At 68.5% G+C, this 25,853-nt stretch carries 27 protein-coding genes, 1 other RNA gene and 1 riboswitch; of the genes, 14 read left to right on the plus strand and 14 right to left on the minus strand.

What is annotated here, in order from left to right; genetic code table 11:
- Positions 1–35 precede the first annotated feature (35 nt).
- From cysD to cobA, 3 genes are all read left to right on the plus strand, one after another.
- On the plus strand, positions 36–998 hold the full coding sequence (gene cysD / locus ACM6JT_RS28760; RefSeq protein WP_034178784.1) for a sulfate adenylyltransferase subunit CysD: 963 nt from the start codon (positions 36–38) through the stop codon (positions 996–998).
- Positions 999–1,020: 22 nt separating this feature from the next.
- A complete protein-coding gene (locus tag ACM6JT_RS28765) occupies positions 1,021–2,337 on the plus strand; it encodes a sulfate adenylyltransferase subunit 1 (RefSeq protein WP_243564816.1) in 1,317 nt (438 codons plus the stop codon).
- 74 nt (positions 2,338–2,411) lie between these two features.
- On the plus strand, positions 2,412–3,161 hold the full coding sequence (gene cobA / locus ACM6JT_RS28770) for a uroporphyrinogen-III C-methyltransferase (protein ID WP_034178782.1): 750 nt from the start codon (positions 2,412–2,414) through the stop codon (positions 3,159–3,161).
- Positions 3,162–3,238: 77 nt separating this feature from the next.
- Here the strand turns inward: cobA and ACM6JT_RS28775 are convergent, their stop codons facing one another.
- The 3 genes from ACM6JT_RS28775 to lptF are packed head-to-tail and all read right to left on the minus strand — an operon-like array spanning position 3,239 to position 5,896.
- Positions 3,239–3,622: a sirohydrochlorin chelatase gene (locus ACM6JT_RS28775; RefSeq protein WP_131948598.1), complete on the minus strand. Its 384-nt coding sequence runs from the start codon at positions 3,620–3,622 to the stop codon at positions 3,239–3,241.
- Positions 3,623–3,649: 27 nt separating this feature from the next.
- Positions 3,650–4,798 carry an LPS export ABC transporter permease LptG gene (lptG, locus tag ACM6JT_RS28780; protein WP_034178780.1) on the minus strand — a complete coding sequence of 383 codons (1,149 nt, stop codon included), beginning with the start codon at positions 4,796–4,798 and terminating at the stop codon, positions 3,650–3,652.
- Between the two features lie 3 nt (positions 4,799–4,801).
- Positions 4,802–5,896, minus strand: coding sequence for an LPS export ABC transporter permease LptF (lptF, locus tag ACM6JT_RS28785; protein ID WP_034178779.1), 1,095 nt, complete (start codon positions 5,894–5,896; stop codon positions 4,802–4,804).
- Between the two features lie 122 nt (positions 5,897–6,018).
- Here lptF and ACM6JT_RS28790 point away from each other — a divergent pair, with 122 nt between their 5' ends.
- Genes ACM6JT_RS28790 through ACM6JT_RS28800 form a run of 3 tightly spaced genes read left to right on the plus strand, consistent with a single transcriptional unit; the run spans position 6,019 to position 8,747 of the window.
- Positions 6,019–7,530, plus strand: a complete 1,512-nt coding sequence (locus ACM6JT_RS28790; RefSeq protein WP_414857735.1) for a leucyl aminopeptidase — start codon at positions 6,019–6,021, stop codon at positions 7,528–7,530.
- Between the two features lie 34 nt (positions 7,531–7,564).
- The gene (locus ACM6JT_RS28795) at positions 7,565–7,981 is read left to right on the plus strand and encodes a DNA polymerase III subunit chi (RefSeq protein ID WP_034178777.1); all 417 of its coding nucleotides are present in this window, start codon (positions 7,565–7,567) and stop codon (positions 7,979–7,981) included.
- A gap of 25 nt (positions 7,982–8,006) precedes the next feature.
- On the plus strand, positions 8,007–8,747 hold the full coding sequence (locus ACM6JT_RS28800; protein WP_414857736.1) for a DUF2486 family protein: 741 nt from the start codon (positions 8,007–8,009) through the stop codon (positions 8,745–8,747).
- A gap of 142 nt (positions 8,748–8,889) precedes the next feature.
- Here the strand turns inward: ACM6JT_RS28800 and ACM6JT_RS28805 are convergent, their stop codons facing one another.
- Together ACM6JT_RS28805 and ilvD are read right to left on the minus strand one after the other, a co-directional pair.
- The gene (locus ACM6JT_RS28805) at positions 8,890–9,216 is read right to left on the minus strand and encodes a c-type cytochrome (protein WP_131948594.1); all 327 of its coding nucleotides are present in this window, start codon (positions 9,214–9,216) and stop codon (positions 8,890–8,892) included.
- Between the two features lie 127 nt (positions 9,217–9,343).
- The gene (gene ilvD / locus ACM6JT_RS28810; RefSeq protein ID WP_105393082.1) at positions 9,344–11,017 is read right to left on the minus strand and encodes a dihydroxy-acid dehydratase; all 1,674 of its coding nucleotides are present in this window, start codon (positions 11,015–11,017) and stop codon (positions 9,344–9,346) included.
- A gap of 135 nt (positions 11,018–11,152) precedes the next feature.
- Between ilvD and ACM6JT_RS28815 the strand changes: the two genes are divergently transcribed.
- Positions 11,153–12,067, plus strand: coding sequence for a LysR substrate-binding domain-containing protein (locus ACM6JT_RS28815; RefSeq protein ID WP_131948593.1), 915 nt, complete (start codon positions 11,153–11,155; stop codon positions 12,065–12,067).
- Between the two features lie 89 nt (positions 12,068–12,156).
- Positions 12,157–13,047 (plus strand): prolipoprotein diacylglyceryl transferase, encoded by an 891-nt coding sequence (lgt, locus tag ACM6JT_RS28820; RefSeq protein WP_414857737.1) that lies wholly within the window; start codon positions 12,157–12,159, stop codon positions 13,045–13,047.
- 106 nt (positions 13,048–13,153) lie between these two features.
- On the opposite strand, the gene ACM6JT_RS28825 is transcribed toward lgt, so the two are convergent.
- The 5 genes from ACM6JT_RS28825 to ACM6JT_RS28845 form a co-directional block, all read right to left on the minus strand.
- Complete coding sequence (locus ACM6JT_RS28825) at positions 13,154–13,894, minus strand: SIMPL domain-containing protein (RefSeq protein WP_034178771.1); 741 nt, start codon at positions 13,892–13,894, stop codon at positions 13,154–13,156.
- 205 nt (positions 13,895–14,099) lie between these two features.
- A complete protein-coding gene (locus ACM6JT_RS28830) occupies positions 14,100–14,561 on the minus strand; it encodes an EVE domain-containing protein (protein ID WP_034178770.1) in 462 nt (153 codons plus the stop codon).
- 111 nt (positions 14,562–14,672) lie between these two features.
- Positions 14,673–14,854: non-coding RNA, 6S RNA (gene ssrS / locus ACM6JT_RS28835), on the minus strand.
- An 81-nt stretch (positions 14,855–14,935) separates the two neighbouring features.
- Positions 14,936–15,250, minus strand: coding sequence for a cell division protein ZapA (locus ACM6JT_RS28840; RefSeq protein WP_011352906.1), 315 nt, complete (start codon positions 15,248–15,250; stop codon positions 14,936–14,938).
- Positions 15,247–15,597 (minus strand): ATPase, encoded by a 351-nt coding sequence (locus ACM6JT_RS28845; protein WP_006478092.1) that lies wholly within the window; start codon positions 15,595–15,597, stop codon positions 15,247–15,249. The genes ACM6JT_RS28840 and ACM6JT_RS28845 overlap by 4 nt, the downstream gene beginning before the upstream one ends.
- Positions 15,598–15,751: 154 nt before the next feature.
- Positions 15,752–16,006: riboswitch (cobalamin riboswitch) on the plus strand.
- Between the two features lie 63 nt (positions 16,007–16,069).
- Here ACM6JT_RS28845 and ACM6JT_RS28850 point away from each other — a divergent pair.
- The 6 genes from ACM6JT_RS28850 to cobC are packed head-to-tail and all read left to right on the plus strand — an operon-like array spanning position 16,070 to position 22,285.
- Positions 16,070–17,986 (plus strand): TonB-dependent receptor domain-containing protein, encoded by a 1,917-nt coding sequence (locus tag ACM6JT_RS28850; RefSeq protein ID WP_175749820.1) that lies wholly within the window; start codon positions 16,070–16,072, stop codon positions 17,984–17,986.
- Positions 17,987–18,025: 39 nt separating this feature from the next.
- Entirely contained in the window at positions 18,026–19,024 is a 999-nt protein-coding gene (locus tag ACM6JT_RS28855) for a FecCD family ABC transporter permease (RefSeq protein WP_414857738.1), read from the plus strand.
- Positions 19,021–19,842 (plus strand): ABC transporter ATP-binding protein, encoded by an 822-nt coding sequence (locus tag ACM6JT_RS28860; protein WP_407970789.1) that lies wholly within the window; start codon positions 19,021–19,023, stop codon positions 19,840–19,842. Before ACM6JT_RS28855 ends, ACM6JT_RS28860 begins: the two co-directional genes overlap by 4 nt.
- Before the next feature lie 52 nt (positions 19,843–19,894).
- Complete coding sequence (gene cobT / locus ACM6JT_RS28865; RefSeq protein ID WP_414857739.1) at positions 19,895–20,950, plus strand: nicotinate-nucleotide--dimethylbenzimidazole phosphoribosyltransferase; 1,056 nt, start codon at positions 19,895–19,897, stop codon at positions 20,948–20,950.
- Complete coding sequence (locus ACM6JT_RS28870) at positions 20,940–21,716, plus strand: adenosylcobinamide-GDP ribazoletransferase (protein WP_407970788.1); 777 nt, start codon at positions 20,940–20,942, stop codon at positions 21,714–21,716. The genes cobT and ACM6JT_RS28870 overlap by 11 nt, the downstream gene beginning before the upstream one ends.
- The gene (gene cobC, locus ACM6JT_RS28875) at positions 21,701–22,285 is read left to right on the plus strand and encodes an alpha-ribazole phosphatase (RefSeq protein ID WP_414857740.1); all 585 of its coding nucleotides are present in this window, start codon (positions 21,701–21,703) and stop codon (positions 22,283–22,285) included. The genes ACM6JT_RS28870 and cobC overlap by 16 nt, the downstream gene beginning before the upstream one ends.
- Before the next feature lie 104 nt (positions 22,286–22,389).
- Here cobC and ACM6JT_RS28880 read toward each other — a convergent pair whose 3' ends face one another.
- Genes ACM6JT_RS28880 through cobU form a run of 4 tightly spaced genes read right to left on the minus strand, consistent with a single transcriptional unit; the run spans position 22,390 to position 25,808 of the window.
- The gene (locus tag ACM6JT_RS28880) at positions 22,390–23,307 is read right to left on the minus strand and encodes a cobalamin-binding protein (RefSeq protein ID WP_414857741.1); all 918 of its coding nucleotides are present in this window, start codon (positions 23,305–23,307) and stop codon (positions 22,390–22,392) included.
- A complete protein-coding gene (gene cobD / locus ACM6JT_RS28885; protein WP_414857742.1) occupies positions 23,304–24,323 on the minus strand; it encodes a threonine-phosphate decarboxylase CobD in 1,020 nt (339 codons plus the stop codon). The genes ACM6JT_RS28880 and cobD overlap by 4 nt, the downstream gene beginning before the upstream one ends.
- A complete protein-coding gene (gene cbiB, locus ACM6JT_RS28890) occupies positions 24,316–25,260 on the minus strand; it encodes an adenosylcobinamide-phosphate synthase CbiB (RefSeq protein WP_175749814.1) in 945 nt (314 codons plus the stop codon). Before cbiB ends, cobD begins: the two co-directional genes overlap by 8 nt.
- The gene (gene cobU / locus ACM6JT_RS28895) at positions 25,254–25,808 is read right to left on the minus strand and encodes a bifunctional adenosylcobinamide kinase/adenosylcobinamide-phosphate guanylyltransferase (RefSeq protein ID WP_414857743.1); all 555 of its coding nucleotides are present in this window, start codon (positions 25,806–25,808) and stop codon (positions 25,254–25,256) included. The genes cbiB and cobU overlap by 7 nt, the downstream gene beginning before the upstream one ends.
- Positions 25,809–25,853 lie beyond the last annotated feature (45 nt).

Genomic DNA, 25,853 nt, shown 5'->3' on the forward strand with positions numbered 1-25,853 from the left:
GGGCGGCACGAACCCAGAAGAGAAGGACTGAAACCATGAGCACGACGCTCGAGCAATCCGCCTTTGCCCCGGCCACCGGCGGCGACAGCCGCATGGGCCACCTCGACTGGCTCGAAGCCGAGTCGATCCACATCCTGCGCGAACTGGTCGCCGAATGCAGCAAGCCGGCGCTGTTGTTCTCGGGCGGCAAGGATTCGGTCGTCGTGCTGCATCTGGCACTGAAGGCGTTCGGCCTCGGCGCGAACCGCAAGACGACGCTGCCGTTCCCGCTCGTGCACATCGACACGGGCCACAACTACGACGAAGTGATCGATTTCCGCGACCGCCGCGCGCAGGAGCTCGGCGCCGAGCTGGTGGTCGGTCACGTCGAGGATTCGATCAAGCGCGGTACGGTCGTGCTGCGCCGCGAAACCGATTCGCGCAACGCCGCGCAGGCCGTCACGCTGCTCGAGACGATCGAGCAGCACGGCTACACCGCGCTGATCGGCGGCGCGCGCCGCGACGAAGAGAAGGCGCGGGCGAAGGAGCGCATCTTCTCGTTCCGCGACGAATTCGGCCAGTGGGATCCGAAGGCGCAGCGCCCGGAGCTGTGGAGCCTCTTCAACGCACGGCTGCATAAAGGCGAGCACCTGCGCGTGTTCCCGATCTCGAACTGGACCGAGCTCGACGTGTGGCAGTACATCGCGCGCGAGAACCTCGAGCTGCCGTCGATCTACTACGCGCACCAGCGCGAGATCGTGCGCCGCAACGGCCTGCTCGTGCCCGTCACGCCGCTGACGCCGATGCGCGACGGCGAGACGAGCGAAGTCGCCCAGGTGCGCTTCCGCACGGTCGGCGACATCAGCTGCACGTGCCCGGTCGAGAGCGACGCGGACGACGTCGAGAAGATCATCGCCGAGACCGCGGTGACCGAGATCACCGAGCGCGGCGCGACGCGGATGGACGACCAGACCTCCGAAGCCGCGATGGAACAGCGCAAGAAGCAAGGTTATTTCTGAAGCACACGAGGACATTCACATCATGAGCATCATCGAAAATCACGAAGACCTCGGCGTGCTGCGCTTCATCACCGCAGGCAGCGTCGACGACGGCAAGAGCACGCTGATCGGCCGCCTGCTGTACGACAGCAAGGCCGTGCTGTCCGACCAGCTGTCCGCGCTGTCGCGCGCGAAGAACAAGCGCACGGTGGGCGACGAGCTCGACCTCGCGCTGCTGACCGACGGCCTGGAAGCCGAGCGCGAGCAGGGCATCACGATCGACGTCGCGTACCGCTACTTCGCGACCGCGAAGCGCAAGTTCATCATCGCCGATACGCCGGGTCACGAGCAGTACACGCGCAACATGGTGACGGGCGCGTCAACCGCACACGCGGCGATCATCCTGATCGACGCGACGCGCGTGACGGTCGAGAACGGCGTTGCCGAACTGCTGCCGCAAACGAAACGCCACAGCGCGATCGTCAAGCTGCTCGCGCTGCAGCACGTGATCGTCGCGATCAACAAGATGGACCTCGTCGACTACAGCGAGGCGCGCTTCAACGAGATCCGCGACGCGTACGTCGCGCTCGCGAAGCAGCTCGGCCTCGACGACGTGCGCTTCGTGCCGGTGTCGGCGCTGAAGGGCGACAACATCGTCGGCGCGAGCGAGCGCATGCCGTGGTATGCGGGCGAGCCGCTCCTCGACGTGCTCGAGGCGCTGCCGGTGGAGACGCAGGCGCATGACGCACTGCGCTTCCCGGTGCAGTGGGTCGCGCGCCAGGACGGCAGCTCGGCCGACGATTTCCGCGGCTACATGGGCCGCATCGAGTCGGGCGAGGTGAAGGTCGGCGACGAGATCGTCGTGCTGCCGTCGAACCGCACCGCGACGGTCGCCGAGATCGTCGCGCCGGTGCCCGGCGGCACCGCGTCCGTCGCGCAGGCGTTCGCGGGCCAGACGGTGACGATTCGTCTCGAACAGGATGTCGACGTGTCGCGCGGCGACATGTTCGTCACGACCGCCGAGCCGGTCGAGCCGGCCAAGAAGCTCGAGGCCGACCTGTGCTGGTTCGACGAAGCGCCGCTGTCGCAGCAGCGCAAGTACCTGCTGAAGCAGACCACGAGCACGGTGTTCGCGAAGATCGGCGCGGTCAAGCAGGTGCTCGACGTGCATACGCTGTCGCACGCGATCGACCGTCACGAACTGAAGATGAACGACATCGGCCGCGTCGCGCTGACGCTGCAGAAGCCGATCGTCTGCGACACGTACGATGCGCATCCGGGCACGGGCGCGTTCGTGCTGATCGACGAGGCGACGCACCACACGGTCGCCGCAGGCATGATCCGGGCGTTCTCGGCGTAACAACCGGCGAACCGCGCCGCCATGCGGCGCGCGGACCGGACGCCGCCGTCCGCAGGACAAGCGAAGCGACAAACATGGGCAAGGTATATCTGATCGGAGCGGGGCCGGGCGCAGCGGACCTCATCACGGTGCGCGGCGCGCGGCTGCTGGCGCAGGCCGACGTCGTGCTGCACGATGCGCTGGTCGAGCCCGCGATGCTCGACTACGCGCCGAACGCGCGCAGGATCGCGGTCGGCAAGCGCTGCGGGCAGCGCTCGACCGCGCAGCACTTCATCAACAAGCAGATCGTCGATGCGGCGCGCGAGCATGCGTGCGTCGTGCGGCTGAAGGGCGGCGACCCGATGCTGTTCGGTCGCGCCGAAGAGGAAATGCGCGCGCTCGATGAGGCCGGCATCGACTACGAGGTCGTGCCGGGCATCACCGCAGCGCTGGCCGGCGCGGCGACGCTGAAGCGTTCGCTGACGCTGCGCGGCGTGTCGCGCAGCGTCGCGTTCGCGACGCACAGCCGTGCGCCGGGCAGCGACGAGATCCGCGAAGCCGCGCGCGCCGATTCGATCGTCTACTACATGGGCCGCGACAGTGCCCCCGGCATCGCGCAGGAGCTGATCGATGCCGGCCGTGCGCCGGCGACGCCCGTGGCGATCGTCGAGGCATGCAGTACCGCGCGCGAGCGCTCGCTGACGCTGACGCTCGCGCAGATGGCGGCTGGCGACGCGCAGGCATGGCTCGATCCCGCGGAACCGAGCCTGCTGATGATCGGCGATGCGTTCGCCGAGCGCGCACGGCACGCGAAAGAGGGCGATTCGTTGCGGACTGCCGCCTGAGCGGAATCCGGCCGCAGTCCGAAACAAAAAAGCGCTGGCGGAAGCCAGCGCTTTTTTATTTGGAGCCGCCGTTGCGCTTACGCGTCGTCGCCGATCCGGTCGATGCAATAGCGTGCGATCGCGTCGAGCACGCCGTCGTCTTCGCCGACAGCCGTCGCGCAGCGGATCTCGACGCCCGGATGCGCGGCGCGGCACGCATCGACGAGCTGCGGCAGGTCGCGGCGGATATGGCCGCCCTGGCCGAAGAACACGGGTACCACGGTGATGCGCGTGCAGCCGGCGGCGACTTGCGCGGCCACGGCCTCACCGAGCGGCGGCGTCATCAGCTCGAGGAACGCGAGCGACACGTGCGACGCAGGGGAGCCGGCGCCGCGCAGCCGCGCGGCGAGCCGCTCGAACGGCTCGGCCCAGCGCGGATCGCGGGCGCCGTGGCCGAACAGGACGATGCCGTGCGAGCTCATGTCGAAGTCTCCGTCGTGATGCGGCGCTCAGTGCCGGTCGACCCACTTTAGCGCGAACAGGCCGAGCGCGAGATAGATCAGGCCCGGCGTCGCGGCGGTGAGCGGTGCGGGCCACGTGTTCAGCGTGCCGATGTGCGAGAACAGCGTATTGAGCAGCTGGAAGCTCATGCCGAGCATGATGCCCCCGAACACCTTCACGCCGACCACGCCGGCGCGCGTGTGCAGGTACGCGAACGGCAGCGACAGCACGAGCATCACGAACACCGCGAACGGATACAGCAGCTTGCGCCACAGCGCGATGTCGTAGCGCTGCGTGTCCTGCTGGTTTTCGCGCAAGTGCTGGATGTAGCGGAACAGGTTGATGATCGACATGCGCTCCGGCGACACGAGCAGCACCGACAGGATCTGCGGCGTCAGGTCCGAACGCAGCCGGTATTCGGGCAGCGACACCTGCTGCGACCGGTAGACGGGGTTCAGCGCATCGGCCGGCTGGCCGCTGATCGGCTTGATCGGCGTGAGCTCGGTTTCGGTGACGCCCGTCAGCAGCCAGTGGCCGGGCGGCTCGTAGCGGCCCGTCTGCGCGATCCGCACGTTCTGCAGCTGGAATTTCGAGTCGAACTCGTAGATGCGCACGTTGCTGATCGTCGAATCGGGCGACAGGCTGCCGACGTTGACGAAGCGCGTGACCTGTTCGCCGTTTTCGCGGGCCGCGAGCGTGTCCTTCACCCACACGCCCGACTGGAAATTCGACGAAACCGACGCGCCGAGCGCCTGCAGCCGCACGCGTTCGGACAACTGGTCGGCGTACGGGCCGACGAATTCGCCGATCAGGTAGGTGATGATCACGAGCGGCACGCCGATCTTCAGCAGCGAGCGCAGCGCCTGGTTGGTCGCGAGGCCCGACACGCGGAAGATCGTGAATTCCGAATTCGCGGCCATTTGCGCGAACACGTAGATCGCGCTGATCAGCGCGGCGACCGGGATGATCTCGTAGAAGCGCGACGGCGTCTGCAGCGCGACGCGCATCACCGCGTAGCCGAACTTGTAGTTGCCGTGCCCGACCGAGTTCAGTTCGCTGATCAGGTCGAAGAAGAAGAACAGACCCGAGAACGCGAACAGGATGAAGACGAACGTGACGTAGATCTGTCGCGCGAAGTACTTTTCATAGAGCCGCATCGATCATGCTCCCGAGCGGCCGAACAGCGCGCGTGTAAACAGCGGACGATTGCGCACGCGCAACCAGAAGATGACGGCGACGATCGCCGCGACGAGCGCGTGCAGGCCGACGAGGCCGACGCCGAACGACATCTTGCCCTGCTCGATCTGCGCCTGCACGACGTTCAGCAGGTTCGAGTAGGTGAGGTAGATCAGCACGGCCATCACGAGGTTGATCGTGCGGCTGCGGCGCGGGTTCTGGTACGCGAGCGGGATGCCGAGCACCATCAGGTTGAGCGCGATCAGCGGCAGCCCCGCGCGCCACGCGAATTCCGCGAGGTTGTCGCGCGTCGGGTTGCGCAGCAGCTCGGGCGTCGGCGTGCTGTTGGTGGTCTGCACGTTCACGACCGGCTTGCTGGTGATCTTCACGCCGTAGCGCTCGAACTCCATGATCTTGAAGTTCGGCTGGCCGGGCGTGCCGTCGTAGCGGCGGCCGTCTTCCAGCACGACGAAACGGTCGCCGTCCTTCGACGTTTCCGTATGGCCCGTCTGCGACACGACGACGTTGACCTTGCCGTTCTCGGTCGACGTCACGAACACGTTCTGCACCTTGCTCTGGTCGGGCGTCATCTTCTCGATGAAGAACACGCGATGGTTCGACGCCGACTCGCGGAACTGGCCCGGCGCGAGCAGCGAGATCTCGTCGCGCTGCTGGAAGCGTGCCTTGATCATCTTGCTCTGCTGGTTCGACCACGGCCAGCCGACGAACGCGAAGAACGCGATCAGCAGGATGAGCGGCGTAGCGAACACGCCGATCGGCTTGATGAGGCGCGTGAGGCTCACGCCCGACGCGAGCCACACCACCATTTCGGAATCCCGGTACCACCGGGTCAGCACGAACAGGATCGACACGAACAGCGTGACGACGAGCATCACGGCAAGATAGCCGATCACGGTCAGGCCGATCAGCACGAGCACGTCCCGCGGGTCGATTTCACCGGACGCGGCGTAACCGACGATGCGGATCATCATCGTCGTGAGCATGATCGTGAGCAGCACCATGAACACGGCGCCAGCCGTATACGCAAGCTCGCGCTGGAGGGAGCGTTCGAAGATCATTCTTGATGAGAAGAGGGCGGGAGGCTGCGCACGCGTGGTGGAGCGCTCGCGCCGCCACGGGAAAAATAGCGGATAATTGCGGCTTTCATCCTTAGCCCAGATTTTATCCGAGGACAAGCGCGATGGACTTTAGCATAAAAGGCTGTGATTGGAGCAAAGGCGAGGCCAAGGGGTTCCTGACCGGGAAGTCCGACTGCATCGTGCTCGGCATCTTCGAGGCGCAGACGCTTTCCGGCGCGGCGCTCGACATCGACACGGCCACCAAGGGACTGATTTCGCGCGTGGTGAAGGCCGGCGACATGGACGGCAAGCGCGGCAAGACGCTGTTCCTGCACGAAGTGTCGGGCATCGGCGCGTCGCGCGTGCTGCTCGTCGGTCTCGGCAAGCAGGATGCTTTCAATCAGAAAGCCTATAACGATGCAGCCACGGCCGCCTGGCGCGCGCTGCTGGCGACCAAGGTCGTCCAGGTCACGTTCACGCTCGCGCAACTGCCGGTCGACGAGCGCAGCTCCGACTGGGGCGTGCGCGCGGCGATTCTCGCGCTGCGCAACGAGACCTACCGCTTCACGCAGATGAAGAGCAAGCCGGAACCGGCGTCGCACACGCTCAAGCGCGTCGTGTTCAGCGTCGATCCGTCGGATGAAAAGGCCGCGAAGGTCGCGGTCAAGCAGGCCGTTGCGCTCGCGAACGGGATGGATCTCACTCGCGACCTCGGCAACCTGCCCGGCAATGTCTGCACGCCGACCTATCTCGGCAACACCGCGAAGAAGCTCGCGAAGGATTGGGGCCTGAAGGCCGAAGTGCTCGGGCTCAAGCAGATCCAGGCGCTGAAGATGGGCTCGTTCCTGTCGGTCGCGCGCGCGTCGGTCGAGCCGCCGCAGTTCATCGTGCTGCACTACCAGGGCGCCGCCGCGAAGGCCGCGCCGGTCGTGCTGGTCGGCAAGGGCATCACGTTCGACACGGGCGGCATCTCGCTGAAGCCGGGCGAGGGCATGGACGAGATGAAGTACGACATGTGCGGTGCCGGTTCCGTGCTCGGCACGATGCGCGCGGTTGCCGAGATGGGCCTGAAGATCAACGTCGTCGCGATCGTGCCGACCTGCGAGAACATGCCGGGCGGCAACGCGACGAAGCCGGGCGACATCGTCACGAGCATGAAGGGCCTGACGATCGAGGTGCTGAACACCGACGCCGAAGGCCGCCTGATCCTGTGCGACGCGCTCACGTATGCGGAGCGCTTCAAGCCGGCGGCGGTGATCGACGTCGCGACGCTGACGGGCGCGTGCATCATCGCGCTCGGCCATCACAACAGCGGCCTGTTCTCGAAGGACGACGCGCTCGCGGGCGAACTGCTCGACGCGTCGCGTGAGGCGGGCGACCCGGCATGGCGCCTGCCGCTCGACGACGAGTACCAGGATCAGCTGAAGTCGAACTTCGCGGATCTCGCGAACATCGGCGGACGTCCGGCCGGCAGCGTGACGGCCGCGTGCTTCCTGTCGCGCTTCACCGAGAACTACCTGTGGGCCCACCTCGACATCGCGGGCACCGCGTGGAAGAGCGGTGCCGCGAAGGGTGCGACGGGCCGCCCGGTGCCGCTGCTCGCGCAGTTCCTGATCGACCGCGCCGGCCAGTGATGGCGGTGCTGACGACGATGCGGGTACGCGGGCAATGACGCGGATCGATTTCCACTCGAACGTCGGCGATTCGCTCGCGTATGCGTGCCGGCTGCTGCGCAAGGCCTACCAGGCCGGGCAGCCGGTTGTCGTGCTCGCCGAGCCCGCGCGCCTGCGCGCGCTCGACGAGCGGCTCTGGACGTTCTCGCCGCTCGATTTCATTCCGCATTGCGGCGTCGACAGCGAGCACGCGGCCGGCACGCCGATCGTGCTGGCCGCCGATCTCGACAAGGCGCCGCATCATCACGTGCTGCTGAACCTCGGCGCGACCGTGCCCGCGCAGTTCGCCCGCTTCGAGCGCCTGCTCGAAGTGGTCGGCAACGCGCCGGACGAACTGGCCGCGGGCCGCGACCGCTATCGCTTCTACCGCGATCGCGGCTACGCGCTGAACAACTACAAGCAGGGCAGCTAGCCGCAACCGTCGACGGAGTGTTGCCGTGACACAAGCCGATTCATCCTCGATCCCGACGCTGACCGACGTGCTGGTGCCGGGCAAGCCGGTGCCGGCGCGCTCGCCCGCGCCCGACGCGCCGCAGCCGCACGCCGGCGCGGCGATTCCGGTGCTGACCGACGTGATCGCGCCGGCCGATTCCACGAAAGCCGAGGGCGACCCCGAATTCGTCGTGATCGAACCTGTGCCGACGCTGCACGTGCCGGCGGTCGAGCTGCCGGGCGACGTCGCGACGGCTGCCGCGGCGGCGATGGGCGAGACCGATGCGCCGGCCGAACCGGGCGCCGCGGAGCATGTGGTCGCCGAGCACGCAGCGGCCATGAATGCGCCGCTCAAGACGTCGCTGGCCGACGACGATGCGTCGCAGCATGCGTTCGCTGCGGTGGCGCGCGACGCGGCCGGGCACGCGTCTGACGCGGTCATGCCGGAGGCGGTCGTACCGGCCGCGGTGCCGCAGCCGGATGTGCAGGCAGCCGTCGGGCTGACGCCTGAAGATGCGCAGCATATCGCCGAGCGCCTGCGCAATCGGCTGACGAGCTATCTGACCGGAGCAGGGCGCGAGGCCATCGAGGCCCGCTGTCGCGACGCACTGCATGAGCATTCGGCCTGGCTGGTCGGCCAGGTCACGCGCGAGGTGGCGCTGACGCTGGAAACCGAGGTCATGGACTGGGTCCGCGACGCGGTCGACGAAGAGATCGCGCGCCGCCGCGCCGGTCATTCGGGCTGAACTTCGGGCTGAACCCCCGGCCGTTCCGGTGACAGAAAAGAGGGGCGGTTCCAGTAAGTGCCGGCGAAGCTGCCGGCGACGGGCAAGCCCGCCTGTCGGCGGCACCCAGCACAACGGTTGTGCCCCGTCCGGGGCATCCGGTTCAATGCAGCGACAGCACCCATTGCGCGAGTGCGTGGGCTTCGCCGCTCGTCAGTTGCGTATTGGCGGGCATCGGCACGCCGCTCCACACGCCGACGCTGCCTTTCACGATCGATTGGGCAAGGTAATCGACGGCGTCGCCGCGCGCCGCATACTTGCCGGCGATGTCGCGGAACGACGGGCCCATCAGCGGCTTGCCGACCGCGTGGCAGGCCATGCAGTTCTTGCGCTGCGCAAGCGCGAGCCCGTCGGCCGGTTCGGCGCGCGCCGCCGCTGCGCCGCCTGTCAGCAGCATCACGAGCAGCGCGCGCAATATCGTCTGTTTCATGCGGTTCTCCGCCGGCGGGGACGGCCGGCTTCATGGTCCGCGCATTATAAAAGCAAAGGGAACGCACGTTTTGCGCGTTCCCCCGGCGGCCGTTTCCATTGGGGTCGCATGGTGCGGCGATATCGCGTCAACCCGTGACGGCGCCCTGGTTCGCCGGCCGGGCGAGGGCCGCGAATTTCGCGAGCACGCCGCGCGTGTAGCGCGGCGCCGGCTGTTTCCACGCGGCGCGACGGCGCGCGAGTTCGGCATCGTCGACGTTCAGTTCCAGCAGCAGCCGGTGCGCGTCGATCGTGATCGAGTCGCCTTCCTGCACGAGCGCAATCGTGCCGCCGACGAACGCCTCGGGCGCGACGTGGCCGACCACCATGCCCCACGTGCCGCCCGAGAAGCGGCCGTCCGTGATGAAGCCGACCGATTCGCCGAGTCCCTTGCCGATGATCGCGGACGTCGGCGCGAGCATTTCCGGCATGCCGGGGCCGCCCTGCGGGCCGAGGTAGCGCAGCACGAGTATGTCGCCGGCGTGGATCCGGTCGCCGAGGATCGCATCCATTGCGCTCTGCTCGTCGTCGAATACGCGGGCGGGGCCCGTGATCACCGGGTTCTTCAGGCCGGTGATCTTCGCGACCGCGCCGTCTTCCGCGAGATTGCCCTTCAGGATCGCCAGGTGGCCTTCCTTGTACAGCGCGCGGTCGATCGGGAAGATCACGTCCTGGTCCGCGCGCGGCACGCTCGGCACGTCCTTCAGTTCGTCGGCGATCGTGCGGCCGGTGATCGTCATGCAGTCGCCGTGCAGCAGCCCCGCATCGAGCAGGATCTTCAGCACCTGCGGAATCCCGCCGGCCCGGTGCAGGTCGGTCGCGACGTACCGTCCCGACGGCTTCAGGTCGCAGATCACGGGCACGCGCTTGCGGATGCGCTCGAAGTCGTCGATCGTCCAGTCGACCTCGGCCGCATGCGCGATTGCGAGATAGTGCAGCACCGCATTGGTCGAGCCGCCGGTCGCCATGATTACCGACACCGCGTTCTCGATCGACGCCTTCGTGATGATGTCGCGCGGCTTCAGGTCACGCTTCACGGCTTCGACGAGCACGCGCGCCGATTCGGCCGCCGAATCGACTTTCTCCTGGTCGGGGTTCGCCATCGTCGACGAGTACAGCAGCGACATCCCGAGCGCCTCGAACGACGAACTCATCGTGTTCGCGGTGTACATGCCGCCGCACGAACCCGACGTCGGGCACGCGTTCTGCTCGACGCCTTCGAAATCCTCCTGCGACATCCGGCCCGCGGTGAATTCGCCGACGGCCTCGAACGACGACACGATCGTCAGGTCGCGGCCCTTCCAGTGGCCGGGGCGGATCGTGCCGCCGTACACGTAGATGCCCGGCACGTTCAGGCGCGCGAGCGCGATCATGCCGCCCGGCATGTTCTTGTCGCAGCCGCCGACGACGACCACGCCGTCCATCCATTGCCCCTGCACGCAGGTCTCGATGCAGTCGGCGATCACCTCGCGCGACACGAGCGAGTACTTCATGCCCTCGGTGCCCATCGACATGCCGTCCGAAATCGTCGGTGTGCCGAAGATCTGCGGGTTCGCGCCGGACGCCTTCACGGCCGCGACGGCCGCGTCCGACAGGCGCTGCAGGCCGGAATTGCACGGCGTGATCGTCGAATGGCCGTTCGCGATGCCGACCATCGGCTTGTCGAAATCGTCCTTCTGGTAGCCGAGTGCGTAATACATCGAGCGATTCGGCGAACGGGCCACGCCTTGCGTGATGTGCTTCGAGCGACGGTTGTATGGCATGGGGGACTCCATCGTTGTCTGGGCGACGCCCGTGAGCGGCGCGCCGGTTCGGATGAAACAAGAATGGAGTGTCCGGATTGGGATGTCCAATATATTATTTGTCGCCTATTAAGTCGTTTTGCGAATGAGTAACGTATGGCCGATCCGACACCCGACCTGCGCCAGTGGCGCTATTTCATGACCGTTGCCGACGAGCGCCATTTCGGCCGCGCGGCCGAGCGCCTGTCGATGACGCAGCCGCCGCTGTCGCAGGCGATCCGGGCGCTCGAGGATGCGCTCGGCGTCGCGCTGTTCGTGCGCACCAAGCGGTCGGTGGCGTTGACCGCGGTCGGCGCGGCGCTGTTGCCCGACGTGCGCCGGCTGCTTGCGTCGGCCGATGCGCTGCCGCCGCTCGCGCGGCGGCTCGCGCGCGGCGAGGCCGGCTCGCTGTCGCTCGCGTTCGTGTCTACCGCCGATTACGGGCTGCTGCCGTCGCTGCTGCGCGCGTTCGGCGCGCGCTATCCGCAGGTACGCCTGCAGCTCGCGGAGGCGACGAGCGACGTGCAGATCGACGAACTCGTCGCCGGCCGCATCGACGCGGGGCTCGTCATTCCGCCCGTGCCGCCGCGTCACGCGGCCGGGCTGTCGTACCTGCCCGTCGTGCGCGAGCCGCTGGTGGTCGCGATGCCGACCGCAACGTCCGACGCGCCAGAGGACGAACCCGTGCATCTCGCCGAGGTCGCCGCATTGCCGCTCGTGATCTTTCCGCGTCGTTTGGCGCCCGGCTTTTATGACATCATTACGGGCTGCTACGGCGCGGCGGGGGAAACTCCGCGCATCGGCCAGGAGGCGATCCAGATGCAGACGATCGTCAGCCTCGTGTCGGCCGGCATGGGCGTCGCACTGGTGCCGCAATCGATGCGTAACCTGCGGCGCACCGGCGTGGTCTACCGGCCGCTCGCCGGTCACGCACCGGTCGTCGAGACAGGCCTCGTGTGGCGCACGGGCGACGTGAGTCCCGTGCTCGCCGGCTTCATCGACGTCGTGCGTGCGCAGGGCCTCGCGGCATGACGTGAACGATGGAGCGCCGGTGCCGTCCAATGCGCGGTGCTGCGCGTTCGCGATGGCCGTACCGCATTCGAAAACTTCTTCGCTAACCCATGATCATTCACCCGAATTTCGACCCCGTTGCGATCCATCTCGGGCCGCTGGCCGTGCGCTGGTACGGCCTCATGTATCTCGTCGGCTTCATCGCGGCGATCGTCGTCGGCCGGGTCCGCCTGAAGCTGCCGCACGTCGCGGCGCAAGGCTGGACCGCGAAGGACATCGACGACATGATGTTCTACGGCGTGCTCGGCACCGTGCTCGGCGGCCGGCTCGGCTACGTGCTGTTCTACAAGGCCGATTTCTACTTCTCGCATCCGCTCGACGTGTTCAAGGTGTGGGAGGGCGGCATGTCGTTTCACGGCGGCTTCCTCGGCGTGACGCTCGCGATGGTGCTGTTCGCGTGGCAGCGCAAGCGCCACTGGCTGCAGGTCACCGATTTCGTCGCGCCGATGGTGCCGACGGGGCTCGCGGCCGGGCGGCTCGGCAACTTCATCAACGGCGAGCTGTGGGGCCGCGTGACCGACCCGACGGCGCCGTGGGCGATGCTGTTCCCGGGCGCGATGCGCGACGATGCGGCCTGGCTGCCGAAACATCCGGCGCTCGTCGAGAAGTGGCATCTCGCCGACGTGTTCATGCAGTACCAGATGCTGCCGCGCCATCCTTCGCAGCTCTATGAAATCGCGCTCGAAGGCATCGCGCTGTTTTTCGCGCTGTTCTTCTTCTCGCGCAAGTCGCGGCCGATGGGCGCCGTGTCCGCGCTGTTCCTGATCGGCTACGGTCTCGCGCGCTTCACGGTCGAGTTCGCGCGCGAGCCCGACGACTTCCTCGGCCTGCTTGCGCTCGGCCTGTCGATGGGGCAGTGGCTGTCGCTGCCGATGATCCTCGCGGGCATCGCGCTGATGGTCTGGGCGTATCGTCGCCGCGCGGCGAATGCGACTGCGTGATGCGATATCGATGCGCGCGCAACTGGCGCGTGCATCGGCAACTCGCATGAAAAAACGCCGGCCCTCGGGTCGGCGTTTTGCGTTTCTGGCAGCCGCGCGTTGCGCGTTACTTCATCTGCACCGAGCCGTTGACGGTGACCGACACGGTGGCCTTGCCGCCTTCGACCGCGATCGGCGCGCTCATCTTCGCGCTGTCCATCGGCGCCGCGGCCATCGCCATCATGCGCGGGTACGGCTGCACGTTGCGGCCGCTGCCGACGTTGACGTCGCGGATCGTGTAGCTGCCGTAGCCGAACGCCTTCGCGGCTTCGTCCGCGCGGGCGCGGAACGACTTGATCGCTTCGGTCGTGAGCTTCTGCTCGGCCGTGCGCTGCGCTTCAGGCGACAGCGAGAACTCGACGTTCGCGACCTGCATCAGGTTCGACAACTGGCCTGCAAGCTTCGACGCCGCGGCGAAATCGCGCGATTCGAGCGCGACCTCGGTGCGGCCGCGCCATGCGGAGATCTTCCCGTCGCGATCGGTGCTCGGATACACGGAGAACGCGCCCGTGTGCGCGGTGACTCCCGATACACCCTTCGCCTGCGACAGCGCTGCATCGGCGCGCTGGTTCAGCGCGGACGTGAGGCTGCCTGGATCCTTTGCCTGCTGTTCGTAGAACAGCGTGATGTGGATGATGTCCTGCGGCACGTCGGCGCTGGCCTGCGACGAAAGCGACAGCACGCCCGCCGGTTCCGGGAAGTGCGGGTTCGCGGCCTGCGCGTGCGCGGCGGGCGACGCGAGCGTCAGCGCGACGGGAACGGCGGCGGCGAGGGCGAGCGACAGCGCGAGTGCGGATTTTTTGGTCATTGTTGGACTCCTTGTGCGAGGGCGCGCACGCGGATCACGCGTGCACGACGCGGGCGTACCGCGCAACGAAAAAACAGCCGGCCCGATTGACCGACAGCGGTTGCTTAGGCTGCGCGAAAGACCCGCGAGTTCCGTGGCGGCAGCGCGTGCTGACCAGATTTGACGTTTGGCGCGCGCGCCTGCTGCGTGCGCCTACTGCGTGCGCCTACTTCATCAGCTTTTCGGTGATGAACCGCCATTCGGCGCGCGTAACGGGCGTGATCGACAGCCGGTTGCCGCGTGCGAGCACGCGCATGTCGGCGAGTTCGTCGTGTTCGCGCAATGCGGCGAGCGGCACGAGCGGCGACTTTTTCACATAGCGCACGTCGACGAGCAGCCAGCGCGGCGCTTCCTGCGTCGACTTCGGGTCGTAATAGGGGCTTTTCGGATCGAACTGCGTGGGATCGGGGTAGGGCGTCGACGATACTTCGGCGAGGCCCGCGATGCCCGGCTCGGGGCAGCTCGAGTGATAGAACAGCACGCCGTCGCCGATCTTCATCGTGTCGCGCATGAAATTGCGCGCCTGATAGTTACGCACGCCGGTCCACGGCAGCGAGCGCTGCGGTGCGTTGGCGAGATCGTCGATGCTTGCTTCGTCCGGTTCGGACTTCATCAGCCAGTATTGCATGGATCGTAATCGACGCAGCAGGAGGCATGATGGTCTGTTTGCATGCGCGTTCCGCGTGCAAACAGACCCTGAAAAAGAAAACGGCACCGGGACTCGCCCGATGCCGTTGGATAGGCCCCCGCCTTGGCCGCTAGGCCGGCATCCTGAACCTGAGGTTCAGAATTGGTCGCAGTTAGCAGCACTTCGGGTACATCAGACAGAGTGACGCGCGCGCCCGTGCTACAAATTTCCGCAACCGTGCACATGGCATTGGTTCAAGGAATATATGACCTTGGCGAACCAGGCAGGGAAGCTGACTGAACTGTGTTTCGATGCGCCAATTTGACCACCGTTGATCGCCGAGATCAAGGGGAATCGACGCATCGATTAAAACGTTACTGCGTCTCGTGCTGTGCGAGCACCGCGCCGAGCTGTTCGTTCATCTGGTGCATTGTACGACGGATTTCTTCCGCCGGAAATGCTTCACCGTGCCGCACGCTAGTTTGCAGCCGCAGCAATTCCGATGCGAGCGACAGTGCCGCCATCACCGCGATCCGATCGGTGCCGCGTACCGAGCTGTTCGAGCGGATTTTCGACATTTCGGCGTCGACACGCGCGACCGCCTCGAGCAGCGCCGCTTCGGTCTCGGCCGAACAGGCGAGACGATAGGCCTGACCGAGAATCGAGACTTCGATCTGCTTGGTGCTCATGCATGTTCTCCGTGGCTGGCCGCGTCATCGCCATCCGTACGCGCCTGCGCATCCAGCAGGTCGAGCTGGTTGTCGGCTTGCTCCGCGCTTTTCGAGCGCGGCAGCTTTTCGAGAATCGCGTTCAGTTTCACCTGTGCGTCGTCGATCTTTGCCGACAGCGTGTCGCGCTCGGCCGCGAGCGCATTGCGTTCATCGCGCAGCTGCGCGAGTTCCGCGCGGACCGTGTCCGCTTCCGCGCGCAATTGCGCGACCTGCTCCTCGAGCGCGAGCCGTTCCGAGTGATAGCGCTTGTTCAGCGAAATCAGACGGCCAATATTTTGAGATAGGGTTTCGAGTTCGTTGAGCATTTGCTGCGTCCTCTAAAGACCCAGCATTTTAGCGCGGAATAACGCGCAATCCGACATCTGTAACGTTTCCAGTCGTAACACCCCCGCTTCTTGCCGCGAATAGGCACGTCCCGCGCGTGTCCGAACGCTTCCTTGACGCTCGCGCGAGCGGCTCCTAAACTGGCGCCGCCTCGGTGCTCGCGCGTGGAACGCGCGGTTAAACGGGAAGCAGGGAGCGGGCTCCGCCAGGAGGCCGCCAACCTGCGCTGCCCCCGCAACGGTAAGCGGCCGCGTCCGGTGACGCAGGCCGGCTCGGGCGCGTTCCGCGTGCAGGTTTCGCACGCGGGCGCGGGCCACTGCGCGTCATCGCGCGGGAAGGCGAGCCGGTACGCCGCCAGCCCGGATACCGGCCGAGGCGGGGAGCCCGTACGGGCTTCGTGACGCGCGGCCTGCGGGGAGGCGGGGCGCGCAGTGCTTCACGGGATTTATCTTCATGCTGACCCCAATCGTCCGCACGGCGCTCGGCGCGCTCTGCGGATTGCCGCTTGCCGCCGCCGCGCAGACCGCGGCGAATGCCGATGCCGCGGCACCCGCCGTACCCGCGGCAACGTCCGCCGTGCCCGCGGCCCGGCCTGCCGCTGCGACCATGCTCGAACCGGTCGTCGTCACCGCGCAGCGCGCGCCGCAGGCGCTGGCCGACACGATTCCGCAAACCACCGTATTCGACGCGCAGGATATCGCCGCGCATCCGGGCGCCGACCTGCCGACGCTGCTCGCGCTCGCGCCCGGCGCGCAGATCGTGCGCAACGGCGGCCCGGGCGCGAGTACGACGATGTTTCTGCGCGGCGCGGAGTCGACGCAGTCGCTCGTGCTGATCGACGGCGTGCGGGTCGATTCCGCGAGTCTCGGTGCCGCGCAACTGAGCCAGTTGCCGCTCGACCAGATCGAGCGCGTCGAGATCGTGAACGGCAATGTGTCGTCGCTGTACGGCTCGGGCGCGATCGGCGGCGTCGTGCAGGTGTTCACGAAGGACGGCGGCAATCATCCGCCGCGCTTCAACTTCGCGGTCGGCGTCGGCAGCTACGGCACGCAGACGCAGCAGGCGGGCGTATCGGGCCGGCTCGACGGCGACGGGAAGACGACGTTCAGCGTGTCGATCGCACGCGACAAGGACAACGGCTTTTCCGCGCTCGACCCGGCGAAGAAGCCGAACGCGAACCCGAATGCGAACGGCTACCTGAACGAGAGCATCACCGCGGCGCTGCGCCACCGCTTCAACGATCGATGGGATGCGGGCGTCAGCTACTTCCAGTCGAACGGCAACAACAGCTACGACAACGCGTGGGGCGTGCCGACCGACCTGAACAACCTCTATTCGCGCGTGCAGCAGGTGCGTGCGTTCGCGAACGGCAAGCTGACCGACTGGTGGACCGCTCGCGTGAGCGTGTCGACCGGCAACGATCGCAGCCAGTCGGCGCTGAACGGCGTCTATACCGATCACTTCAATACCGACAACCGCCAGTACACGTGGCAGAACGATTTCCGCATCGCGCCGGATCACCTGATCCAGGCCGGCTACGAGCGGCTCGACCAGCAGTTCATGTCGAATGCGTATGCCGCGCCGCAGCGTCACGTGAATTCCGGCTGGATCGGTTATTCGGGGCGCTTCGGCCGCCAGCAGTTCCAGGCGAACCTGCGCCGCGACCAGTACTCGGACTTCGGCGGCGCCAACTCCTACTATCTCGGCTACGGCCTCGAACTGACCGATCGCTGGAAGGTGACCGCGAGCTATTCGGACGCGTTCCGCGCGCCGAGCTTCAACGACCTCTATTACCCGATGGCCGGCAATCCGTCGATCCAGCCGGAGCGTAGCCATTCGATCGAAGCCGCGCTGCAGTATGCGTCCGATGCGGTGGGCGTGATGCGGCTCACCGCATTCCAGACGCGCTACGCGAACCTGATCAACTATCGGCCCGACGGGAGCGGTTTCTACTATATTGCGCAGAACGTCGGCCGCGCGAAGGTGCAGGGGCTCGAAGGGTCGTGGCAGGGGCATGTCGGCGCGACCGACGTACGGGTTGCCGCCACGTTGCAGAACCCGGTCGACGAAACGCAGAATCAGGATCTCGACCGCCGCGCGCGGCGTTTCGCGTCGATGGCTGTGAACCGCGCATTCGGCGCGTGGCGCGTCGGCGGCGAATGGCTCGTGAGCGGCGCGCGCAACGATTCGGGCGGCGGGCGGCTCGGCGGCTACGGGATCGTCAACCTTTCCGCGCGCTACAACATCACGAAGTCGTGGTACGTCAGCGCGCGCATCGACAACCTGCTCGACAAGGACTACGAGCTTGCATATGCCTACAACACGCCGAAGCGAGGCGCCTATGTCACGCTCGGCTGGCAGCAGCAGTAAGCGGATGCGCTGCGCGTCGTGCGCAGGGCCGTGCGCGGCATGAGCGCCGCGCGCGCCGCCGCGATCTGGGCCGCGCTGGCCGCCGTGGCCGCGTTGCTGTTCGTCGCATCGCTGTCGATCGGCAGCGTGCCGATGTCGCCGTGGCAGGCGCTCGCGTCGCTCGTGCCGCATGGCGGCGACGCGCTGTTCGCCGACATCGTCCGCACGCTGCGCCTGCCGCGCGCGCTTGCGGGTTTCGCGTGCGGTGCGCTGCTCGCGCTTGCCGGTGCGCTGCTGCAGGTGCTGCTGCGCAACCCGCTCGCGGAACCGTACGTGCTCGGCGTGTCCGGCGGCGCGGCCGGGTTCGCGCTCGTCGCGATGATCGCGGGCGGTGCGTGGTGGCTCGTCGATGCGTCGGCGTTCGCCGGCGCGCTCGTGTCGGTCGCGCTCGTGCTCGGCCTCGCGCGCCGCGAGCTGTGGCGCGGCGATTCGCGCGATGCGTCGCCGCGGCTGCTGCTCACCGGTGTCGTGATCGCGGCAGGGTGGGGCGCGGTCGTCACGCTGCTGCTGTCGCTCGCGCCCGATGCGCGGTTGCGCGGGATCATCTTCTGGCTGACGGGCGACCTGAACGGCGTGACCGCACCGTGGTTCGCGTGGGGCGCGCTGCTATTGGCCGCATGTGTCGCGCTGCCGGCCGCGCCGGAATTGAACGTGCTGCTGCGCGGCGACGCGACCGCGCTCGCGCTCGGTGTCCCCGTCGCGCGCCTGCGCGTGCGAATCTATCTCGTCGCGTCGCTGGCCGCGGCAGCTGCGGTAACGACGGCCGGCACGATCGGCTTCGTCGGCCTCGTCGTGCCGCATGCGCTGCGGCTCGCGTTCGGCAACGACCAGCGCATGCTGCTGCCGGCCGCGATGCTCGCGGGCGGCGGCGGCGTGATGGCGGCGGACCTGCTCGCGCGCACCGCGATCGCGCCCGCACAACTGCCGGTCGGCGTGATGACCGCGTTGATCGGCGTGCCGGTGTTCCTGTGGATGTTGCTGAGGAGGCCGATGCGATGACAGGCACTGCGCAGCACGCTGCCACCTCCGGCAACGACATGGCCTGCACGTGCGTGGACCTGACGCTGAGGGCCGGCGCGCGCACGCTGCTCGACGGCTTCACGCAGGCCTTCCGTCCCGGCGAAATCTGGTGCGTCGCGGGGCCGAACGGCGCGGGCAAGACGACGCTGCTCGCGACGCTCGCGGGGCTGCACCCGCCGGCCGGCGGCCGGGTCGAGATCGACGGCCGGCCGCTCGCCGCATGGCCGCCCACGCAGCTCGCGCAGCGCCGCGCGCTGATGCCGCAGCAACTGCACGATGCATTCAGCGCGACCGTGTTCGACACGGTGCTGCTCAACCGTTTTCCGTATCTCGGCGGCTGGGGCTGGGAGCGCGACGGCGACCGCGCGGCTGCGCACGATGCGCTCGCGACCTTCGACCTGACCGCACTGGCGTCGCGCGACGTGCTGTCGCTGTCGGGCGGCGAGCGGCAGCGGGTCGCGCTGGCCGCGACGCTGTGCCAGGACGCGCCGCTGATGCTGCTCGACGAGCCGCTCGCGCATCTCGACCTGCATCACCAGATCGACTGCCTGACCGCGCTGGCCGCATGGCTCGACGCGGGCCCGCGCACGGTGCTGTTCTCGTGCCACGACCTGAATCTCGCGCGGCGTTTCGCGACGCATGCGCTGTTGCTCGACGGCCGCAGCCATGCATGGGCCGGCCCCGTGCACGACGTGCTGACGCCCGAGCGTGCGAGCGATGCGTTCGGCTATCCGCTCGTGCTGATCCGCGAGCATGGCCGCGACGCGCTGCTGCCTGCGTGGCCCGAGCGACAATGACCTTTTCCTTTCCGATGCGCGGCGCAGGCCGCGCCAACGACACGGCTTCCCGATGACGACTCCGACCCACTTCCCGCCCGCGATCGCGCCGCTCGACGACGCGCTGCGCAAGCGCCTGCAGCATGTGATCGACCACAAGACCAAGCCGCCCGGCAGCCTCGGCCAGCTCGAGGCGCTCGCGCTGCAGATCGGCCTGATTCAGCGCACCGAGAGGCCGGTCGTGCAGCGCCCCGTGATGATCGTGTTCGCAGGCGATCACGGGATCGCGGCCGAGGGCGTGAGTCCTTACCCGCAAGCGGTGACCGCGCAGATGGTTGCGAACTTCCTGGCCGGCGGCGCGGCGATCAACGCGTTCTCGGGCGTCGCGCAGAGCACGCTCGAGATCGTCGATGCGGGCGTTGCGTCGCCGCTGCCGCTGTCCGACCGGCTGGTGTCGCTACCGGTCGCGCGCGGCACGCGCAACTTCGCGGCGGAGCCGGCGATGACGCGCGACGAGGCGATGACGGCGCTCGCGGCCGGCGCGGCGCGCGTGCGCCTGCACGCGTCGCTCGGCACGAACGTGATCGGCTTCGGCGAGATGGGGATCGCGAACACGTCGTCGGCCGCATGCCTGATGAGCCGCCTGCTCGACGTGCCGATCGACGCGTGCGTCGGGCGCGGCACCGGCCTCGACGACCAGGGCCTCGCGCACAAGCGCGCGGTGCTCGGCCGCGCGCTCGTCAAGCACTCGCACGCGATCGCGCCGCTCGACGTGCTCGCGACGTTCGGCGGCTTCGAGATCGCAATGATGACGGGCGCGTATCTCGCGGCCGCGAGCGAGCGGATGACGATCCTCGTCGACGGCTTCATCGCGACTGCCGCGCTGCTCGTCGCCGAGCGCATCGCACCCGGCGTGCGCGACTACTGCGTGTTCTCGCACACGTCGCACGAGGCCGGGCACCGGCGCATGCTCGAGCATTTCGGCGCGAAGCCGCTGCTCGCGCTCGACCTGCGGCTCGGCGAAGGCACGGGCGCGGCGCTCGCGCTGCCGCTCGTGCGTGCGGCGGCCGCGTTCCTCAGCGAGATGGCGAGCTTCGAGTCTGCCGGCGTCGACGATCGTGACGCCTGATCGCGGGCCCGGCGTGCGTGCCGAACTGCGCTACTTCTTCGTCGCGCTCGGCTACTTCACGCGCGTGCCCGTGCCGCGCGCGATCGGCTACGCGGCCGGCGATCTCGATCAGGCCGCACGCTATTTCCCGCTCGTCGGCGCATGCGTCGGCGCGTGGGGTGCGCTCGTCTATCTCGCCGCGCTGCGCGTGCTGCCCGCGTCGATCGCGGTCGGGCTGTCGATGGCTGCGACGCTGCTCGCGACCGGCGCTTTCCACGAGGACGGCCTCGCCGACAGCTGCGATGCGTTCGGCGGCGGCTATACGCGCGACGACGTGCTGCGCATCATGCACGACTCGCGGATCGGCACGTTCGGCGCAGTCGCGCTCGTGATCGCGCTCGGCCTGAAATGGCAGGCGCTCGCGGCCATGCCGCCGCTGCGCGCCGCGTGGACGATGATCGCCGCGCATGCGGCGAGCCGCGCGGCGGCCGTCAGCCTGCTGATGTCGCTCGACTATGTGCGGCCCGAAGGCAAGGCGAAGCCGGTCGCGCAACGGATGGGCGCACGCGCGGCGTGCGTCGCGGCGGTATTCGGGTTGCCGTGGCTGTTCTGGCCGGACTGGCGCACGGGTGTCGCCGCGTGCGTCGCGCTCGTGCTCGTGCGCGCGTGGGCGGCCCGCTACTTCGTGAAACGGATCGGCGGTTATACGGGCGACTGTCTCGGCTTCGCGCAGCAACTGAGCGAACTGGCGATCTATCTCGTGGTGCTCGGATGGACGTCGTCCTGATCCGTCATCCGGCCGTCGCCGTCGAGCCGGGCATGTGTTACGGACGCAGCGACGTGCCGCTCGCCGCGCCGGCCGACGCCGGCGCGCATGCCGTGCGTGCGCATCTGTCGGCTCTCGGCGCGCCGCCGCCCGAACAGCTCTGGACGAGCCCGCTGACGCGATGCGCGTCGATCGCCGAACGGCTCGCGCACGCATTCGATGTGCCGCTGCAGCGCGATGCCGGCTGGCAGGAAATGGATTTCGGCGCGTGGGAAATGCGGCGCTGGGACGATATCGACCGTGCAGCGCTCGATGCGTGGGCGGCCGACCTGATGCATGCGTGCGCGCATGGCGGCGAAAGCGTCGCGCGGTTCGCCGCGCGGGTTGCGCGGCAGGCTGATGCGGTAGCGCAGGTCGATCGGCAGCAATGGGCGGTCACGCATGCGGGCGTGATCCGCGCGTTCGCATCGCATGTGTTGCGTGTGCCGCTCGATACGCTGCTGTCGCGGCCGGTGCCGACAGGCGGTGTCGTCTGGCTGCGTGCGGACGATGCGGCGCGAACATGGGAAGTCGTGCACTGGGATGAATAGGGTCGCTCGCGTCTGCATGTGAACGACACGACGCGCGGTCGAACCATCTCAAGCACCGGACGCAGCAGAGGCAGGTGCGCGGCCAACGCGCAAGTCAGTGGAAATCAGCGCGCCGGCCGGCGCGCACGCGCGGCATCGAGATCCTCGCACAGCGCGGCCGCACCCTGCGCGATCCGCGGCGACGGCCGCGTCAGCAGATCGCCGTCGATCGCGAACAGGTTGTTGCGCGCCACGGCCGTCAGCGCGGGCCACGCGCGCCAGCGTGCAAGGCTCGGCAGCGGTTCGTTCGAGCGCGTCGCGCCGGCGCTCGTCGTCACGATCGCTTCCGGATTCGCGGCGAGCACGGACTCGTCGGTGACGCTCGGCGCGAGCGGCTTGAGCGACGCGAACACGTTGCGGCCGCCGCATAGTGCGATCACGTCGTTGACCAGGTGCTCGCCGTTGAGCGTCGTCAGCGGGCGGTCCCAGACCTGGAAGAACATCGTGACGGGCGGCCGCGCGGCGTAGCGTGCACGCAGCGTCGCGATGTCGTGCGCAAAGGACGCCGCGGCCGCATCGGCTGCCGGCTGCGTGCCGAGCAGCGTGCCGAGCCGGCGCAGCGACGACGACACATCGTCGAGATGTTTCGGTTCACTGAAGAACAGCGGGATATGCAGCGCGCGCAGCGCGTCGGTCTGCCGCTCGGCGTTGCCGTGCCGCCAGACCACGATCAGGTCGGGCTTCAGCGCTGCGATTCGTTCGAGGTCGAGCGCCTTGTTGTCGCCGACGCGCGGCACCGCTTGCGCGGCGGGCGGATAGTCGCTGTACGTGACGGTGCCGACGAGCTTCGCGCCGCCGCCGGCCGCGTAGACGAGCTCGGTCGCGTGCGGCGCGAGGCTGATCACGCGCTGCGCGGGCGCGGGCAGCGTAACCGTATTGCCGGCGTCGTCGCGTGTCGTGACATCGGCATGGACGAGCGGTGCATGAGCGAGCGCGGCCAGTGTCGCGACCGGCGCCAGCCGGCGGAACTTGCGCGGGCTCATGCGGATTCCTGTTGCAGCGTCGGCACGCAGTGCGCGAGCGCATCATCGAGGCGCTGCCACTCGGCTTCGCTGCCCGGCAGGCCGATGCGCACGCTCGACGGCTTCGCGAAGTATCGCGTCCAGATCCCGCGTGCCGCGAGCGCCGCATGCAGCGCCGCGGCGCGCGGGTCGTCGGTCCAGTTGAACAGCGGCGTCGCGCGAACCGCGAAGCCGTGCGCGCGCAGCAGTGCGGCCAGCCGCTCGCCGTCGGCCGCGAGCCGTTCGCGGGCGGCGGCTTGCCATGCCCGATCCGCGAACGCCGCGGCGACTGCGTGACGCGCGGGGCCGCCGACCGTCCATGCGCCGAGCATGTCGCGCAGCGCGACGATCCGTTCGGGGCATGCGAGCACGAAGCCCGCGCGGATACCGGCGAGACCGAAGAACTTGCCGACCGAGCGCAGCACGACGAGCCCCGGCCGATTAACCTGCGGCGCGAGCGATTGCGTCGCGCCCGTATCGGCGAACGCCTCGTCGACGGTCAGCGTGCCGCCGCGCGCCGCCAACTGCGCATGCCAGCCGAGCAGGCGCTCGGCCGGCACGAATTCGGCGGTCGGGTTGTTCGGATTCCCGACGATGACGTGGCGCAGCGTCGCCGGCAGCGTATCCGTGCCGATGTCGAGCGGAACGACGCAATGGCCGTGACGCGCGAACGCGGGCGCGTATTCGCCGTACGCGAGCGACGCGACACCGGCGTCGCCGGTCGGCAGCAACGCAGGCAATGCGCGGATCGCGGCCTGGCTGCCGGCAACCGGCAGCACGTGCGCGGGATCGGGCGCGCGGTAGTACTGCGCGGCGCAGGCCGCGAGGCCGTCGCCGTCGTCGGGCAGCCGGCGCCACGCGTCGGCCGGGACGGGCGGTACCGGATAGCCGACCGGATTGATGCCGGTCGACAGGTCGAGCCACGCGTCGTACGGAATGCCGTGGCGGCGTGCGGCTTCATGCAGGTTGCCGCCGTGCGCGATGCGTGTGTCAGACATGATGAGTGGCCATGACGAGAGCGCCGCTCGCGACCAGCAGCGCGAGCCACAGTGCGAGCGTGCGTGTGACGAGCGACAGCGCGGCGACGACGTGGACGGCGGTCGCCGTTGCACCGGTGCCGAGCGTCGGACGATCCTCGATTTCACCGTGATAGACGGCCGGGCCGCCGAGCTGCACGTTCAGGCTGCCCGCGCCCGCGGCCATCACCGGGCCCGCGTTCGGGCTGTCCCAGTGGCGCGCCTGCGTGCGCCAGCAGCGCCATGCGGCGGCCGTGTCGCCGAGCAGCGCGTAGCTCGCGGCCGTGAGGCGCGCGGGAATCCAGTTCATCGCGTCGTCGAGGCGCGCGGCGGCCCAGCCGAAGGTCAGGAAGCGCGGCGTGCGGTAGCCCCACATCGCGTCGAGCGTGTTCGCGAGCCGGAACAGCAGCGCGCCGGGGCCGCCCGCGACGACGAACCAGAAGAGTGCGCCGAAGATCGCGTCGTTGCCGTTCTCGAGCGCCGATTCGACGGCCGCGCGCGACAATGCGCCTTCGTCGGCGTCGCTCGTGTCGCGCGACACGATGCGCGCGGTCAACTTACGCGCGGCGTCGAGGTCGCGCCGCAGCAGCGCCGCTGCGATCGGCGCGACGTGGTCGGCGAGGCTTTTCGCGCCGAGCGCGAACCACAGCAGCGTGACGTGCAGCGCGGCCGCGAGCGGCCACGGCAGCACGGCCACGAGCCATGCGGCGACGGCCACCGGCGGCACGACGGCCGCGGCCCACGCGGCGACACCGACCACGCGGCCGCGTCGGCCCGTATTCAGAGCGCCTTCGATGCGCGCGGCAAGCCGGCCGAACGCGACGAGCGGATGCCAGCCGGCGGGTTCGCCGATCGCGCGGTCGACGATCGCGGCCGCGACCGCAAGCATCGCGACGACGGGCAGCGACAGCATCAGCATGACGGCGCTCCCGTCTTGAGGTCGAGCGGCAGCCCGGCGACGAGCAGCGTCACGCGCGTCGCGAGCGCGGCGACGCGCTGGTTCAGGCGCCCGAGTTCGTCGACGTAGCGGCGCGTGATCGACCCGAGCGGCACGACGCCGAGCCCGATCTCGTTGCTGACGACGATCACCTTCGCGCGCGCGCCGCGCAATGCATGTTCGAGCCGCTCGACCTGCGCCGCGTACTGCGCATCGTCGAGCGGTTCGCCGTCGGCCGGGCACAGCAGGTTCGTGAGCCACAGCGTCAGGCAGTCGACCAGCAGGCATGCGTGCGGATCGTCGAGCCGCGCGAGCGTGCCGGCGAGGTCGACGGGCGCGTCGGCGAACCCCCATTCGGCCGGCCGGCGCGCGCGATGATTCGCGATGCGCTGCGCGAATTCGGCATCGGCGGCGGTCGCGGTCGCGATGTAGGTGACGGGGCGGCCGCTGTCGGCGGCGAGCCGCTCGGCATACGCGCTCTTGCCCGAGCGCGCGCCGCCGAGGACGAAGGTGAGGTCGTGCGGAATCATCGCGTGATTGTAACGGCGCACGCGTACCGGCGCGGGCGATAATGC

Source organism: Burkholderia sp. IT-111MI5, assembly GCF_949752865.1.
Lineage (GTDB): Bacteria > Pseudomonadota > Gammaproteobacteria > Burkholderiales > Burkholderiaceae > Burkholderia > Burkholderia pyrrocinia_C.

Coding starts and splice junctions, on each gene's coding strand:
- cysD (WP_034178784.1), top strand. CDS start 36: ATGAGCACGACGCTCGAGCAATCCGCCTTTGCCCCGGCCACCGGCGGC.
- ACM6JT_RS28765 (WP_243564816.1), top strand. CDS start 1,021: ATGAGCATCATCGAAAATCACGAAGACCTCGGCGTGCTGCGCTTCATC.
- cobA (WP_034178782.1), top strand. CDS start 2,412: ATGGGCAAGGTATATCTGATCGGAGCGGGGCCGGGCGCAGCGGACCTC.
- ACM6JT_RS28775 (WP_131948598.1), bottom strand. CDS start 3,622: ATGAGCTCGCACGGCATCGTCCTGTTCGGCCACGGCGCCCGCGATCCG.
- lptG (WP_034178780.1), bottom strand. CDS start 4,798: ATGCGGCTCTATGAAAAGTACTTCGCGCGACAGATCTACGTCACGTTC.
- lptF (WP_034178779.1), bottom strand. CDS start 5,896: ATGATCTTCGAACGCTCCCTCCAGCGCGAGCTTGCGTATACGGCTGGC.
- ACM6JT_RS28790 (WP_414857735.1), top strand. CDS start 6,019: ATGGACTTTAGCATAAAAGGCTGTGATTGGAGCAAAGGCGAGGCCAAG.
- ACM6JT_RS28795 (WP_034178777.1), top strand. CDS start 7,565: ATGACGCGGATCGATTTCCACTCGAACGTCGGCGATTCGCTCGCGTAT.
- ACM6JT_RS28805 (WP_131948594.1), bottom strand. CDS start 9,216: ATGAAACAGACGATATTGCGCGCGCTGCTCGTGATGCTGCTGACAGGC.
- ilvD (WP_105393082.1), bottom strand. CDS start 11,017: ATGCCATACAACCGTCGCTCGAAGCACATCACGCAAGGCGTGGCCCGT.
- ACM6JT_RS28815 (WP_131948593.1), top strand. CDS start 11,153: ATGGCCGATCCGACACCCGACCTGCGCCAGTGGCGCTATTTCATGACC.
- lgt (WP_414857737.1), top strand. CDS start 12,157: ATGATCATTCACCCGAATTTCGACCCCGTTGCGATCCATCTCGGGCCG.
- ACM6JT_RS28825 (WP_034178771.1), bottom strand. CDS start 13,894: ATGACCAAAAAATCCGCACTCGCGCTGTCGCTCGCCCTCGCCGCCGCC.
- ACM6JT_RS28830 (WP_034178770.1), bottom strand. CDS start 14,561: ATGCAATACTGGCTGATGAAGTCCGAACCGGACGAAGCAAGCATCGAC.
- ACM6JT_RS28840 (WP_011352906.1), bottom strand. CDS start 15,250: ATGAGCACCAAGCAGATCGAAGTCTCGATTCTCGGTCAGGCCTATCGT.
- ACM6JT_RS28845 (WP_006478092.1), bottom strand. CDS start 15,597: ATGCTCAACGAACTCGAAACCCTATCTCAAAATATTGGCCGTCTGATT.
- ACM6JT_RS28850 (WP_175749820.1), top strand. CDS start 16,070: ATGCTGACCCCAATCGTCCGCACGGCGCTCGGCGCGCTCTGCGGATTG.
- ACM6JT_RS28855 (WP_414857738.1), top strand. CDS start 18,026: ATGAGCGCCGCGCGCGCCGCCGCGATCTGGGCCGCGCTGGCCGCCGTG.
- ACM6JT_RS28860 (WP_407970789.1), top strand. CDS start 19,021: ATGACAGGCACTGCGCAGCACGCTGCCACCTCCGGCAACGACATGGCC.
- cobT (WP_414857739.1), top strand. CDS start 19,895: ATGACGACTCCGACCCACTTCCCGCCCGCGATCGCGCCGCTCGACGAC.
- cobC (WP_414857740.1), top strand. CDS start 21,701: ATGGACGTCGTCCTGATCCGTCATCCGGCCGTCGCCGTCGAGCCGGGC.
- ACM6JT_RS28880 (WP_414857741.1), bottom strand. CDS start 23,307: ATGAGCCCGCGCAAGTTCCGCCGGCTGGCGCCGGTCGCGACACTGGCC.
- cobD (WP_414857742.1), bottom strand. CDS start 24,323: ATGTCTGACACACGCATCGCGCACGGCGGCAACCTGCATGAAGCCGCA.
- cbiB (WP_175749814.1), bottom strand. CDS start 25,260: ATGCTGATGCTGTCGCTGCCCGTCGTCGCGATGCTTGCGGTCGCGGCC.
- cobU (WP_414857743.1), bottom strand. CDS start 25,808: ATGATTCCGCACGACCTCACCTTCGTCCTCGGCGGCGCGCGCTCGGGC.